Consider the following 15,438-nt stretch of genomic DNA (forward strand, 5'->3'; position numbering starts at 1 on the left):
CTGATAAAAAAATACGTGACTGTAAATGTTGGCTGATCCATCAGGTTAATTGGCCGCTAAACGGTTGACGGACTAAAGTCCGACCTACAAAATAATTGCCTATCGTGTTGAACACTTGTTTAGCGGTTAGCCCGTGTAGATTCAATGCAGGCCCAAGGTTGGACTTTAGTCCATCAGGTTAAATGAAATTTAACAGTTATCGACATAAATACTGATAAAAAATACGTGGCTGTAAATGTTGGCTGATCCATCAGGTTAATTGGCCGCTAAACGGTTGACGGACTGAAGTCCGACCTACAAAGTAATTGCTTATCGTGTTGAAAGCTTGTTTAGCGGTTAGCCCGTGTAGATTCAATGCAGGCCCGATGTAGGTTGGACTTTAGTCCATCAGGTTAAATGAAATTTAACAGTTATTGGAACAAATGCTAATAACCCAAAATACACCGCTGTAAATGTTGGCTGATCCGTCAGGTTAATTGGCTGCTAAACGGTTGACGGACTAAAGTTCTACCGACAAAATAATTACCTCTCGTGTTAATCCTAATACGCTTTTTATCCAATGATTTTCAACAGCTATGTTGCAACAACCGCTAGTGTTATCGTGCTTGATGTGGTTAAATTTAGCTATAAAAACCATGGTTAAAAAGGCGCGCACTTGTTCTATCTTTATCCCGCTAATAAAATGGAGAATTTGTTAGTGCTGCTTGATAAAATTCAGCAACTTTCCCCTCTTCCTGTCTTCGCTCAAGACACCGTTATTGTGCAAAATGCTGGTATGCAACATTGGCTGAATATGTCATTGGCTGAGCAGCGAGGCATTAGCATGAATATGCGTTACGCCTTACCATCACAATTTTTGTGGAATTTAATTCGAAATTTAGCCAGCGATGAAGACGTGCCTGAGCAATCGCCTTATTCACGAGAAGTACTGGCTTGGCGTATTGATACTTTATTGGCATCAAATGAAGTTATTGATGACATTTCGTTTCAAGTAGCCAGTGATTATTGGCAGGCTAAACCTAATAACCCTGAAAATGTTAACAATACTGTTAATCGCTCTATTTCTAATAAAAGTACGGCTAATAAAAACGCCGCTGGTCAAAGTTACAGCGACGCGGAGCAGTTAAAACGTTATCAGTTGGCTTGTCAGTTAGCTGATTTATATGAGCAATATTTAATCTTTCGTCCTGAATGGATCCACGCATGGCACCAAGGTGAGTTTAGCGCTTTTGATCAACAAGCTAACTCAAGTGATACTACAGCTGATAACAGCGAACAAGATGAACAAAGCAATGCTATTTGGCAAGGCAAGCTTTGGCATTTATTGGTGCGCGAACAACCTTATAATCCGCGTGAACTGGTGGCACGGGCGATAAAAAACTTAAATAATGTTGAACGATTAACCGCACAAGCGTTACCGCATCGCTTATCATTTTTTGGCATTAATGCCATGGCGCCACTTTGGCTTGAGTTTATTAATGCCTTAAGTGAGCAAATTGATGTGCATTTTTTCCATTTAAACCCTTGCTATGCTTATTGGGGGGATGTGGTTACAGAAAAAAATGCGATTGAAGCTTGGCTTAAAGGCACCGATTTTTCGGCGGAACAAGTGAGTGAGGTGAGTGATGAAAGTGTCGATAAGCAAAGTATAGATGCCGATTTAGCCGATATAAACCAGCAAGTAGGTAATCCACTATTAGCCAATCTGGGCCAGCAAGGCCGAGAATTTATGGCATTATTATATCAATACAGCACCATCAATATTGAGGTCTTTGAATCCGCTGTTGAAGATTTAAATAGCGCTGAGCAAGCTAGCCCTAGCCCTGAAACCATCACGCAAGCTATGTCGCAAGCCAAGGTTTTAGCGAGTGTTCAGCAAGACATTTTATCTTTGTCAGATGCTCGCCATCAAGATCAGCAAAGCCCGGAACAAGTACCTAAAGTCGATGGTTCAATTTTAATCACCAGTGCCCACAGCGCCTTGCGTGAAGTGCAGGGTTTGCACGACTGGTTATTACATCAATTTAATCAAGACAAAAGCTTAACGCCAAAAGACGTATTAGTGATGTGTCCACAAGTTGAGCAATACGCGCCTTATGTTAATGCCGTTTTTACCCGAGGCTGGCAAGATGTTGCTGACGAAGTGCCGCCGCTACCTTGTTCGATTGCTGATCGCATTAGTAAAGACGCTGAGCCGTTAGTAGCAGCGTTTGCCCAATTGCTAACCTTGCCCGATAGCCGCTTTCAAGTGTCAAGTTTAATTGCTTTGTTACGCTTGCCGGCCATGCAATCTCGCTTTGGCATTAACCTTGACGACATCGAAAAAATCACTCACTGGCTAGAACTTTCCTGTGTGCATTGGGGCTTAAATAAAGCCCACAAACAACAAGTGTTAGCACAAAGTCAAACGGCTGACATGAGAGAACAGGAAAACGAGCAAGAACGTGATCAACAAGCGACTTCAGACCTAAACAGTACCAGTAACAGTTTTACCTGGCAACAAGGTTTAAGCCGTTTAATGCGCGGTTTTGCTTTTGCAGATCATAGTGTTATTTACCAAAACCAGCTGTTATTGCCCACCATTGAAGGTAGCGACAGTGAGTTACTAGGCAAACTTATGTTAATTATCGAGCAGTTACAATTAACCGCTATTAACATGTCAAAAGCCCGGACAGCGGTACAATGGCAGCAATTTTTGTTTGAGTTATTACAACAGCTTTTTGACGACGACAGCGATAATGGCCTAAATATTATTCGCACCGCCATTGAGTCGTTAGTCGAATATTGTCAGCACGGCGCTTACGACAGCGCGATTAGTTTGGCGGTTATTCGTGACTTTTTAAATAATCACTTTAGTCAGCCAGATCCCGGTCGACAGTTTATGATTGGGCAAGTCACCTTTTGTTCTATGCTGCCTATGCGCAGTATTCCCTTTAAAATTATTGCTGTATTAGGCCTAAATGATGGCGAGTTTCCACGTCAACGCCAACCGCTGAGTTTTGATTTAATGACCACCACACCGGCGCAACTCGGTGACAGATCGCGTCGAGGCGACGACCGATATTTATTTTTAGAGGCAATAATTTCTGCCCGCCAAGCTTTGTATTTAAGTTATCAAGGTAAAAATATTAAGAACAATAAAGACCGTCAACCGTCCTTGGTATTAAAAGAGCTAATGGAATACCTTGCCCGCGGTTACGGTTGGCAGTTACTGGGTTTAAACGCCGAAGCGATAACTAATGCCCAGGGCCAAGTTAGGCAATTACCCATGCAGGCCTTTAGCGAGAAAAATTACCTCGGTGAATTTGCCAGCTTTGATGCCAACTGGTTACACTTGCGCCAAGCAAAAGCTGAACTTGGCAGTGCTGCGACCAACACCGCAGAACACAGCGTTGCTAATGTATCGACAAATAGTGCAGAAAACAGCAACACAACAGCCGTGGATACCCGCTCAGCCAACAACCCTGAAACATTATCAGCTAATGATGTTATTCGCTTTTATCAGCATCCTGGGCGTTATTATGGCCAGCGAGCACTTTACTTGTATTTAGACAACACCAACACACTAATTAACGACGTAGAGCCTTTTGTGCCTAATCGACTCGATAGCTACCTACTTAGACAAGACTTGCTGAACTATTACCTAGCACCGGCGCAAAGCAAACAAAGCTGTGATGAGATATTACTCAGCGCTAAGCTGTCAGGAAACTTGCCGGACTTACCCAGTACTGACGAGCTCATACAAGGTTGGCAAAAAGACAGCGAAGATTTTAGCCAATTCATCAGCACTGAATTAGCACAAAATGAGGCGTTAAGCATTGATCCCATCGATTGTAGCGTCACACTTAATTTAGCGAGTGCTTTAAATAATCAAGCACTTTTTAATAACAGCTTATATTCAAGCAATGAACTGGCAAGCTTAAAAACGGTGTTACCTGAAAGCTTAACCCTTGATAGTAAATTGACGATTGTCGATAACAAAGTGGTGTTTTATCGCAGCAGTAGTGCGAAAGCCAAAGACTTATTTACCTTGTATCTACATCAACTTATTGTTCAAGTAGCACAAGTTCAGGCCTTACAAAGCAACTCAGCACAAGCCCTGTTATTTGCCAATGTAACCGCTACACATGGTTACTATTTTGACACCAAAAGCCAGAAGCCAAGCCAATTCTACTTTAGTGATATTGATGATGCTAAAGAGCAATTATTACGCTTAATTGCGACGTTTTATTTAGGCCAGCAGCAGCCATTATTACTTAACGGTGATATTGCAGAGAAAATTCGCAAAAGCAAAGTCTTTGAACAAACACAATTTGAACAGTTTTGGTCTGACAGCAATAGCTTTCAAGTCTTTGGTGATGAGGCTTATGTACAATATTTTTGGCCACAATGTCCTGATTATCAAGAAATATCACCCAAGTTACTTGCTTTGTATCAACCGATGTTTGATGCCCTGCAGTCAGTAAAGGTAACAGGAAAAGCGCAGGGAGCTAAAAAATGAAAAATTTAAATGCCAATACCATTGAGCTCCAAGGTAAACATTTAATTGAAGCCAGTGCCGGTACTGGTAAAACTCATAATATCACCCGAATATTTTTACGCTTATTGTTAGAGCGAGAATTACCGATTGAACAAATCCTAGTGATGACTTTCACCAAAGACGCGACAGAAGAAATTCGTGGTCGTATTGATGATTTTATTCGAGAAAGCTTACACAGCTGGGACAATTTAATTATTCACGATAATTATTTTAAAGCCTTAAACCAAAATCTGGTTAATAAAAATATCAGTAGTCGTGAGGTAAAAGCGCGCTTAAGCCAAGCCTTATTGTATATCGACGAAGCGGCTATTTTTACCATACATGGTTTTTGTAAGCGCGTACTAAACCAATATGCCTTTGCCAGCGGTATTAGCTTTAATGCCCAAATGGAAACCAACACCCAAGATATTACCTTAGAAGCCTGCCAAGACTGGTATCGGGTGTTGGCATTAGGGTCAGAAAATAACAGCCAAGCCTTTAAGTTAGTCACCGAATTCTGGCCAGAGCCGGGCAGTTTTATTAATCAATTTTCCAAAGCGTTAGCGACACAAAACGTCTTGAACGTGCAAGACCCAGAAAATATTAGTGTTGAATTTAAAGGCTTAGTTGAACAAGCCATTGCGAGTCTAGAGACCAATATAGCGATGTTAACCACCGCACTAATTGAGGTTAAAAAGGGCGTTGAACAAGAAAAACGCCATCAAGAGTTAACTCTATTACTCAACTGGTTAGCAGAGCTGTCGGCCGATGTTGCAGGTAAGCACGGCAAAATACCCGATGCTTTTATTGATGGTCGACGCTATGCCCGCTCGAAAGTGAAAAACGAATTAATTGAAATTTTTACTGCAGTCAATAGCGTTAAAAAGCAACATCCTGATTTAGCAAAACAGATTAATCGCGCACAAGCCTTGTTGGTGGTGAGAAAGGGCATTTATCATATTCGCGCAGAAATCACTCGTAAAAAGCTGCAAGCCAATGTTATGGGCTTTGACGACTTAATTAGCACATTAAACGACTGCCTTACCCATCAGTCAGGGCAAGAGCCTGATCAGGTATTAGCCAATAGTATATTTACACAATTCCCTGTTGCGCTTGTTGACGAGTTTCAAGATACCGACCCGCAACAGTTCTCAATATTAAAAGCGATTTATTATCATCAGCCCAGTGCTGCGCTCTACATGATAGGCGATCCAAAACAAGCTATTTATGGTTTTCGTGGTGGCGACATTTTTGCCTACCTGTCAGCGCGAAACGACTGCGACTATCAATGGTTAATGGATACCAATTGGCGCTCAAGTGCCTCCATGATCACCGGCTATAACCGTCTATTTTATGGCAATAAATTATCTGGTGAGGCGGTTGATGTTTTTGGCTATCAAATTCCTTATTTACCAGTTAAAGCCTCAGCTAAAGCGCACGAAAAGGTGTTTTTAGATAGCGAGTTTAACGCGCTACAGTTTATTCACTTTAATGTTGAAGCTGACGCTAAAAGTAAAGATGGTAAAGAAAAAGCCGTTAAACAAAGCTATCGTGCGCAAATGTCGGCTTGGTGTGCCAATGAAATTGTCAGACTATTAGCTTGCCCAAAACTCAATATGGCCAGTGGTGATATTGCCTTATTAGTGCGTGATGGTACTGAGGCGGCGGATATTAAGTTTGCCTTAAACCAATGTGGTTTAAGCAGCGTGTTTATGAGTAATCGCGCCAACTTATTGCAAAGTGACGAAACCAAACATTTACTGCAATTATTAAAAGGTATTTTGTTTTTAGAGAATGACCGTTTATATACCGCCGCATTAGCCAGCCCATTAATGGGCTTTAATCGTGAAAAATTATTGCAACTACAGCACGACGAACAACAATGGCAAGCATTAAAAATTAGCTTTGAAAAACTGCGTAATGAATGGCAGTTTAAAGGTTTTATCAGTATGGCATTGCAGTTAATGCATCAACATTTTCAAATTGATGTTAGCAATGCAGATAACAGCTTAGACGATAAGCATAATGCCGACAGAATATTAACCAACTTATTGCATTTGTTTGAATTGTTACAAGGGGCAAGCCAACGACATCGCCAGCCGCAAGAACTGCTATTTTGGTTTGAACAACAAAGTCAGATAGACAACCCCGAAGTTGAAGCTGAGCTGCGTTTAGAAAGTGACGAAAATCTCATTCGTATTATTACTCAACATGGCTCTAAAGGCATGGAATATCCGGTGGTGTTTGTGCCGTTTGCCACACGCCATAAAGACCCACTTAAGTTCGGTAATCGTCATGTCAGCTTTATTGAATTTCATGATGAAAACGGTGTTCTGCAACAGAGCCTAGACGGTAACAACGAGGCGAGAGCCGGCATGGCGGCAGAAGCTTATGCTGAAGCTATTCGACTGTTATACGTAGCAGTTACGCGCGCAGAAAAACGTTGTTATATTCTCAGTACGGCATTTGACCATTATGAAAATTCTCCATTAGGCAAAACCTTGAAATGGTCGGCAGATACCGATATCGCGACAAGCTTGCAGCAATTAGCGCAAGACAATCCTGATGAAATAGCGCTTGACGTGTTAGAGAACTATTTAACCGAAGAAACACTATCAGCAGCAGGGTTAGCCAAGCCAACTTCAGTTACTGCCAATATCCAAAGTACTACTGATGAAATCAATGTTAATGCTGAAAGCCAAGCTGAAGTAGCGCGTTTTAACGGCAAAATTGAGCGTGATTGGTGGTTAAGTTCATTCTCCGCCTTGAGCAAAAACCTACGTCATAATGGTGTTTCGTCGCCTGATCGAGATAATCAAGAAACAGAACCTACTGATCAACAAGATAATAACTACAGCACTTTATCAAATAATATTAACGAGTTACGTTTTACCTTAACAAAAGGCGCACAAACCGGCAATTTACTGCATGACATCTTAGAGCAAACGGACTTTTCAGCCCCTGATTGGCAAAAAAGCTGTCATTGGCCACTGGTAAAATATGGCGCCATAGATGGCGTAATAGAAAATGCTCCAGAGAGTGGAGTAGAGAGTGGAGTAAAGAGTGAAGTAGAGAGCGAAGTAAAGAGTTCAACAGCGAGCAGCGAAAGCACACAGCAAAACCATGGCCAAACACGGCTAATAAAGTGGTTAGAAGAGGTATTGCAAACGCCACTAAGCGCTAATAATAGTTTGTCGCTAGCCCAGCTTGAGTTGCAAGATACCTTACGAGAAACCGAATTTTATTATCCCATGCGCTCGGCAAGTAGTAGCCAATTAACAAAATTGCTGACCGAACATAGAAATAATAACACCAGTCGTAAAATAGCTAAAAAACACCGAGTGCATTTGCCTTCTTATCATCAACTTAAAGGCATGATGCATGGTTTTATCGATTTGATTTTTCAAGCAGAGGGTAAATATTACGTTTGTGATTATAAATCTAGCCATTTAGGCGATCAATATAGTGACTATAACGACGCGGCTATGCGCCATAACATCGAGAAAAATCATTACGACTTACAGTACCTTATTTACGCCCTGGCATTACATCGTCATCTAAAATATGCCTTGGCTGACTACGATCCTAAGCAGCACTTTGGCGGTATTTATTATTTGTATTTACGTGGTATGAGCAACCAAACTCAGCATCAAGATTGTGGTGTTTATTATCGTAAAATTACCCTCGCAGAATTAGACCAACTTGATGATATTTTTGCTGGAGAAACCACTAATGCCTGAAATCATTATTAATAACAAAGCACAAAACGAAAATATTTATACCTCGTTTCAGCATGCAACAAATCGTCTTGATGGTTTGGTTGCCGTGGACTATTTTTTTGCCAAAGAAATCAGCCAATGTTTGGGTTTTTCCATTGCGAATAGCTTAGCGAATAAACAGACTACTGACACGTCTAATGACGTGCAGAGCGATGAGTCGAGTGACTTGTCGAATAATATGTCGAATAATTTGCCAAATGATGAACAATCATTATCAAATCAACAACAATGGTTTCATTTGTTAATCGCTTTAAGTGCAAGCCTGCGAGACGGTCATAGTTGTTTACCCCTGGCGCAAGTCGCAGGTAAACAACTATTTAGCGATAGCACCAGCGAAAGTGGGGCGGTGAGCCAAAGTGCTAATGTCAACGAAAAGCCTATAAACAACGTCGCTATTACAACAGGTACTAAGGGGTTTACATTTGCAGACCTTAAAACCCTAACGGCGCTAATGGAAGAATTACCTTTAGCAGATTTGGAGCAAAAAATAGCCAGTGAGCAGCAACCCATAGTACTTAGCCATGAACGGCTTTATTTACGGCGTTATTATCAATTTGAGCAAGAGCTAAAACAGCTAGTGCGCGAGCGACGTAACAGCAGCGAGAGGCAAGTTGAATCAGCGATTAATACTGATAAAACAACAAGTGATGTTAATGCAATTACCAGCATTATCACCCGCTTGTTTCCTGACTTAGCAGCACAGAGTGAGTTACAAAATAGCGCTATTGATTGGCAAGCCGTTGCCGTAGCCAATGCGATTAATAAAGACTTTGCCATTATTGCCGGTGGCCCGGGTACCGGCAAAACTTATACCGTGACTAAGCTGCTTGCTGCCTTGGTAATGCTAGCGATAGCGAATAGTGAAAACTCAAATCAAGGTAGCCAAAATTTAACTGATGAAAGCTTAACTGATAAAAGCTCAAGCGAAATAAGCGTAAATAGGGCAAGTTTTACGGCACCACGAATTGCCTTAGTAGCGCCAACAGGTAAAGCCGCGCAACGTTTATCAGAATCAATCACCAATGCGGTTAAAGGTTTTCGCGGGATTATTGATGACCAAGTACTAGACCTTATTCCAGAGCAAGCACAAACCCTACATAGATTATTAGGCGTTATTCCCGGCCAAGTTAACTTTCGTTATCACCAAGACAATAAGCTTGCGATAGATATTTTATTGATTGATGAAGTCTCTATGGTTGATTTACCGATGATGACACGTGTTTTTCGCGCTTTACCAACAACCACTAAAGTTATTTTATTGGGTGATGCTGATCAATTACCCTCAGTTGCGGTTGGCAGTGTTTTAGCTGATTTTGCACCGCGCCCTCACTTAGGCTACAGCGCTTTAAATCATCAATATTTAGCCCAAGTAACCGGTTATCAAACGCTGACAAAAGCTAGCAGCGCACTAGTGGCAGATGAGCAATATAGCGCCGGAGATTGTGTGACCTTTTTAATAAAAAGTCATCGCTTTGATGGCGAAGGTGGCATAGGGAGAATCGCCAATCATGTTATTAAAGGCCAATATCAAGAGAGTTGGCAGTTATTGCAGCAAAGCGATCTACCTAGTAACGACAAGCAACTAACACTATTATCAGGACCTATTGAAACTTGGCTTACACCGCTAGTTGAACAATATTACCAAGGCCTTTGTCAATGCGACAAGGTTGAAGATGCCTTTGCTTTATTAGCAAAATTTAGAGTTTTATCCTCAACCCGCAAAGGCCCACAAGGGGTGGAAAGCCTAAATGCCTTAGTTATTGATATATTGCGTAATAAAGGTGTCATTCCTTTTAATCGCTTTGAATCAAATAACACCTTATACGCTAGCCAGCCGATAATGATCAATGAAAATGACTATCGCTTAGGTGTATACAATGGCGATATTGGCTTGTTGTGGCGTAATAGCCAAGGGCATTTAATGGCAGTATTTGAAAATTCCCAAGGCGGTTATGACTGGATAATGCCCTCACGCTTGCCTAAATTTGAAACAGTTTATGCGATGACCATCCATAAAACCCAAGGCAGTGAGTTTGAACATGTCGCTATGGTGTTACCCGAGCAAAAAGACAATAGATTATTATCGCGTGAATTATTATATACTGGCATTACTCGAGCGAAGCAGCAGTTAAGTATTGCCAGTAGTCAAAGCGTTTGGCAACGTGGCGTAAGCCAGCAAGTTAAACGCCATTCTGGCTTGGCAATAAACTAGCCTTTATCACCGTAATTGTTCCTATTTATTGAAATTATAGAAGTAAGTTAAGAAATGAAATTAAAAGACATTGAAAAACCCATTTACCGTAAACATCTCAATATTATTATTGTCAGTTTTATTGTTAGCTTACTGGTATTAGCCTTAGCTTTTGGGCAAGGTATGATCATGCTGTTCGCTGATATCACTAACATAACCCTAGAGCCATTATCCAAAGCGGCAGAAGAATTAACTCAAGAAGGAGCAGCATCAGAAAGTAATTTTAGGTATAATTTTCTGGGTGTATTATTTGCACTATTAACCTGTGTTTTTGCTTTACATCGCCTACGAGCCAGCGCATTTTTTAGTGAAGTTTATTATGTTTGGCAAGTTAAGCAGCAACAAAATGCGATATATCGTAAACTGAAAAAAATAAAAGCCGCTGCTGCCAATGACAATGTTAATGCACTGGTTATTTTGAATTTTTATTACGCCAGTTTAAAGCAAATTTATTTATTAGATGACAACACCTTAACTATGTCCAAACTCGATGCAGATATTAGTGCATTGAATGTGCAGATAGAAAATAAAAATTTAACATTATCCACCGATCAATTTGATAAAGCACTGTTGGCGGATTACTGAAATATCCATGTAAAGGATATGCCACGAGAGGTTAGGTTACTTTAGCTAGTAACAACCTAGACCAAGCCGTAGCCTTTTATCTTGATATGCTCGCAGCAAAACTTATAGCAAGGGTATTAATACCAGTTCCATTAAGCTTGTGATCTTGTTGTGCGCAGGAAAAATAACTCAAGGTAAGGCGCTCGATTAAGCAATAGCTGGCTATTGGGAGTGAGAGCAACACAGCCTTGAGCTATTTTAACTAGTACAAGTGAGCAATAACTTAATGGGATTGGTATGATATCAGTAGGGTAATTTTCGCACTGATTAAATTATTACTTAATATGACCACGCTCAGCTTTGAGCATATAATTAACACCTGAACTTGTTATCAAATAAAACACAGGAAAATATACCGCGAATGAAGAAGTTAAAAAATGAAGCTGAATTATTGAAAAAAGCCATTGTTATTGGTGAAAATTACGCGAAAAATCGTGGTTATAAAGGCTTTTCAAGCACTAACGCTGCCAAGGATAAAATTGAAAGCTTATATCGCTTATTAGTCAATGATAAACTTATTCAGCCTTTACCAAAAGATGGTGAAGACCTAGCGAGCATGAAACATAAGTTATCGTTATGGATTGCCAAACAGTTACCCGCTGATCATCCGTTATTGAAATAATACCAGTTCCATTAAGTTTGTGATCTTGTTGTGCGCAGGAAAAATAACTCAAGGTAAGGCGCTCGATTGAGCAATAGCTGGCTATTGGGATTGAGAGCAACACAGTCTTGAGCTATTTTAACTAGTACAAGTGAGCAATAACTTAATGGGATTGGTATAAGACCATACCTGCTTATAGCGCTAATATAACATAATGTTTAAGTTACATTAGCGGTGTGTTGGTGGCTTCGAAATTCGTGCATTTGTTCATCGAAGAATTTTTACAGTACTTTTTATAGTATATTTTTTTACAGTACTTTTTTTTAGTACATCCTTGATAGTCATAGAGAAGCAAACCAGTTATATGAATCGTAAAAAGAAAATCAACCAAACTTTAAAATCAAAAATTAAAAAAATGAATGCTAAGCTGCAAAACTCAAGCAAGCCTAAGTATGTCTCTAAAGCTGACCGTGTGACGGTTGCAGAAAAAGCAGCTGAAATTGATTTAGCTGCTAGCACAGCAAGCTCAACTGAAAGTGATAGTGCTGCTAATACTAGTGCTGATAGTGGCTTAAAATAAGCTATATATTATTAACATGCAGCATGCGATCAGCAAAATTAAAAGTTATTCAGGCCCTATGTAGGTTCTACGTAGGCCTTATCTAGGCATTATCGCCCATAGGCCTTATGTAGGTTGGACTTTAGTCCATCAAGTTAAATGAAATTTAACCGTGTTCTTATACCTACAGAGCGATAAAAAACACATCGCGGCAGGTTTTTGCTGGCTCATCGCATTAATCGCTGGCTTAACAGTTGACGGACTGAAGTCCGACCTACAAAAAATCACCCACGTTAAATTATCACCAAACATGGCGTAATCACCCATAGGCTTTATGTAGGTTGGACTTTAGTCCATCAAGTTAAATGAAATTTAACCGTGTTCTTATACCTAGAGAGCGATAAAACAATACATCGCGGCAGGTTTTTGCAGGTCCATCAGATTAATCACTCGCTTAACAGTTGACGGACTGAAGTCCGACCTACAAAAAATCACCCACATTAAATTATCACCAAACATGGCGTAATCACCCATAGGCCCGATGTAGTTTGGACTTTAGTCCATCAAGTTAAATGAAATTTAACCATTTTTGTTTAGATGCTGAGCGAGAAAACAATACATTGCGACAAATTTTTGCTGGCTCATCAGATTAATCACTCGCTTAACAGTTGACGGACTGAAGTCCGACCTACAAAAAATCGCCCACGTTAAATTATCATCAAACATGACATTATCACCCGTAGGCCCGATGTAGGTTGGACTTTAGTCCATCAAGTTAAATGAAATTTAACCGTGTTCTTATACCTAGAGAGCGATAAAACAATACATCGCGACAGGTTTTTGCTGGCTCATCAGATTAATCGCTCGCTTAACAGTTGACGGACTGAAGTCCGACCTACAAAAACCTTCATTTTACCACTTTTTACGTGCTAAAAATGGCTTGTGCTGCTCAGCTTTATGGCTTTGATTATAAATTTTTCGATGAACATTTTTACCCATTAAAATTCTAATTTGATAATAAGACTCACGAAATAACACCCAACTTTTGCTACCTTGCCAACTCTTGTTATAGAGCTTTTTATTGGCGGCGATAGCGTCAGGTGATTGTTGCATTAAAGTAAGGGCGAAGGCTTGTGCATCGGCTAGAGGGGTTGCTGTGATTTCAGTCACTAAATTTAAGCCTAGCGCCTGTTGGCCGGTAAACTCTTCTGCTGTCATAGCTAGTTTTTTCGCTTGATCAATTGCTAAGAGGCCGCGCAGCGCTATTGTGCCACCCATGTCCGGTATTAAGCCCCATTTACCTTCTAGGATAGATAATGAGCTGTCTGGTGTAGCAAACCTAAAATCTGCTCCTAGGGCGATTTGTAAACCGCCGCCCCAACATCGGCCATGAATAGCGCAAATAACAGGAACAGGAATATCTTGCCAACCGGTAGAGACCACTTGCGCTAAGTTAGCCTGCCAAGGTAAGACCTTAAATAGCAGTTTGATCATACTCATTGGCGATTTCATAATAGCTTTAACATCTAAGCCAGAACAAAAGTCGTCGCCATTACCTGATAAAATAACAGCACGAATGTCACGGTTTTTACGCAGTGTTTTTATAGTCTGACGAATGGCAATAAACATTGGCATATCTAAGGCATTAAGCTTATCAACACGATTAAGTTTAACGTGGGCGATATTATTGGTGATCTCTACACTTACGCGTTGCTCAGTCATGGCTGTCCTAGCTCAATAGCCTATTAGGCTATAAATATTATGCTAAAGTTACTTAATGGTATGACCAGTACCATAGCGAAAGCGTTTATCAATGTCTACATTGAGTTAGCTTTGTCTAGGCTGAAAACTTGTAAAAGTAGAGAATTTATCGCACATTGTTAGCAGGTATTGTTAGCATATATTTTTAGCAGCTAATTATTGTGGCAATATTATACAAAGCATTACATTAAACCTTACGGCGAAATCACATGAAAAACAAATTACTGTTATCAACTGTTTTAACCTTGGCAAGCGTGCCGCTATTTATGCATGGTGCTGCGCAAGCTTATCAAGAGCCCGTTTTTGCTATCGCTATACACGGCGGTGCAGGCACAATAAATAAAAGTAAAATGGCCACAGAAAAGCGTAATACCTATGAAACTAAGTTAAAACAAGCGCGTGATGCCGGTTATGCCCTATTAGCAGATGGACAATCGAGCCAAGCGGCGGTTATTGCCGCTATTCAAATATTAGAAGATTCGCCATTGTTCAATGCCGGCAAAGGCGCAGTTTACACTTTTGATGGCGAGCATGAACTTGATGCGTCGATAATGAACGGTAAAACCTTAAATGCCGGCGCCATATCAGGAGTGAAAACCATCAAAAGCCCAATAGCGTTAGCAGAAGCCGTGATGGAAAAGTCGGTTCATGTCATGCTCAGTGGTGAAGGTGCGGAAGTTTTTGCGAAACAACAAGGCTTAGAAAGTGTTGAAAATAGTTACTTTGATACTGATGCAAGATACCAGTCATTATTAAGAGCTAAAAAGCAGTTAGCAGAGCAAGAAAAAGCGCTGAAATATTTTCAAGCCGCTCATCAAACACTAAGCAATGAATATAAATTTGGCACCGTTGGCGCAGTGGCACTTGATAAGTCAGGTACATTAACCGCAGGCACTAGCACCGGCGGTATGACTGCGAAACGTTTTGGCCGTATTGGTGACGCACCCATTATTGGTGCCGGTACATACGCGAATAATGACAGCTGTGCAGTTTCAGCGACTGGTCACGGTGAGTACTTTATTCGCTATCATGTCGCCGCAGATATCTGTGCGCGTATGCAGTATCAGGGCATTAGTCTTGAGAAAGCTGCTGACGTAGTGATAAATGATGTTTTAGTTAAAGCCGGTGGCTCAGGCGGTATTATCGCGATTGATACCGCGGGTAATATTACCATGCCATTTAACAGCACGGGTATGTACCGCGCGAGTAAATCGTCAAATGGTGCAGAATTTATTGGCATATTTAAAGATGATTAAAAAATTGATGACTTTGAATACTCGCATCATGTTGCAAAGCAAAGTTAATTTTAAAAGCAGGGCTACTTTTAAAAACAGAGTGACTTTT

The 15,438-nt window shown here is 40.6% G+C and carries 8 protein-coding genes; 7 read left to right on the forward strand and 1 reads right to left on the reverse strand.

Annotated features, from left to right (window positions below):
• Nucleotides 1-655: 655 nt before the first annotated feature.
• The 6 genes from ESZ39_RS06290 (at nucleotide 656) to ESZ39_RS06315 (ending at nucleotide 12,354) form a co-directional block, all read left to right on the forward strand.
• On the forward strand, nucleotides 656-4,501 hold the full coding sequence (locus ESZ39_RS06290; protein WP_146879060.1) for an exodeoxyribonuclease V subunit gamma: 3,846 nt from the start codon (nucleotides 656-658) through the stop codon (nucleotides 4,499-4,501).
• Complete coding sequence (gene recB / locus ESZ39_RS06295) at nucleotides 4,498-8,259, forward strand: exodeoxyribonuclease V subunit beta (protein ID WP_146879061.1); 3,762 nt, start codon at nucleotides 4,498-4,500, stop codon at nucleotides 8,257-8,259. Before ESZ39_RS06290 ends, recB begins: the two co-directional genes overlap by 4 nt.
• Entirely contained in the window at nucleotides 8,252-10,510 is a 2,259-nt protein-coding gene (gene recD, locus ESZ39_RS06300; protein ID WP_223270269.1) for an exodeoxyribonuclease V subunit alpha, read from the forward strand. The genes recB and recD overlap by 8 nt, the downstream gene beginning before the upstream one ends.
• Nucleotides 10,511-10,564: 54 nt before the next feature.
• The gene (locus ESZ39_RS06305; RefSeq protein ID WP_146879062.1) at nucleotides 10,565-11,134 is read left to right on the forward strand and encodes a DUF3087 family protein; all 570 of its coding nucleotides are present in this window, start codon (nucleotides 10,565-10,567) and stop codon (nucleotides 11,132-11,134) included.
• Between the two features lie 400 nt (nucleotides 11,135-11,534).
• Complete coding sequence (locus ESZ39_RS06310; RefSeq protein ID WP_146879063.1) at nucleotides 11,535-11,795, forward strand: DUF5062 family protein; 261 nt, start codon at nucleotides 11,535-11,537, stop codon at nucleotides 11,793-11,795.
• Between the two features lie 343 nt (nucleotides 11,796-12,138).
• Nucleotides 12,139-12,354: a DUF2986 domain-containing protein gene (locus ESZ39_RS06315; RefSeq protein ID WP_146879064.1), complete on the forward strand. Its 216-nt coding sequence runs from the start codon at nucleotides 12,139-12,141 to the stop codon at nucleotides 12,352-12,354.
• An 891-nt stretch (nucleotides 12,355-13,245) separates the two neighbouring features.
• On the opposite strand, the gene ESZ39_RS06320 is transcribed toward ESZ39_RS06315, so the two are convergent.
• Complete coding sequence (locus ESZ39_RS06320; RefSeq protein ID WP_146879065.1) at nucleotides 13,246-14,055, reverse strand: crotonase/enoyl-CoA hydratase family protein; 810 nt, start codon at nucleotides 14,053-14,055, stop codon at nucleotides 13,246-13,248.
• Between the two features lie 248 nt (nucleotides 14,056-14,303).
• Here ESZ39_RS06320 and ESZ39_RS06325 point away from each other — a divergent pair, with 248 nt between their 5' ends.
• Entirely contained in the window at nucleotides 14,304-15,350 is a 1,047-nt protein-coding gene (locus tag ESZ39_RS06325; RefSeq protein ID WP_146879066.1) for an isoaspartyl peptidase/L-asparaginase family protein, read from the forward strand.
• Nucleotides 15,351-15,438 lie beyond the last annotated feature (88 nt).

Origin of the sequence: Colwellia sp. C1TZA3 (genome assembly GCF_007954265.1) — a bacterium.
Taxonomy (GTDB): domain Bacteria; phylum Pseudomonadota; class Gammaproteobacteria; order Enterobacterales; family Alteromonadaceae; genus Cognaticolwellia.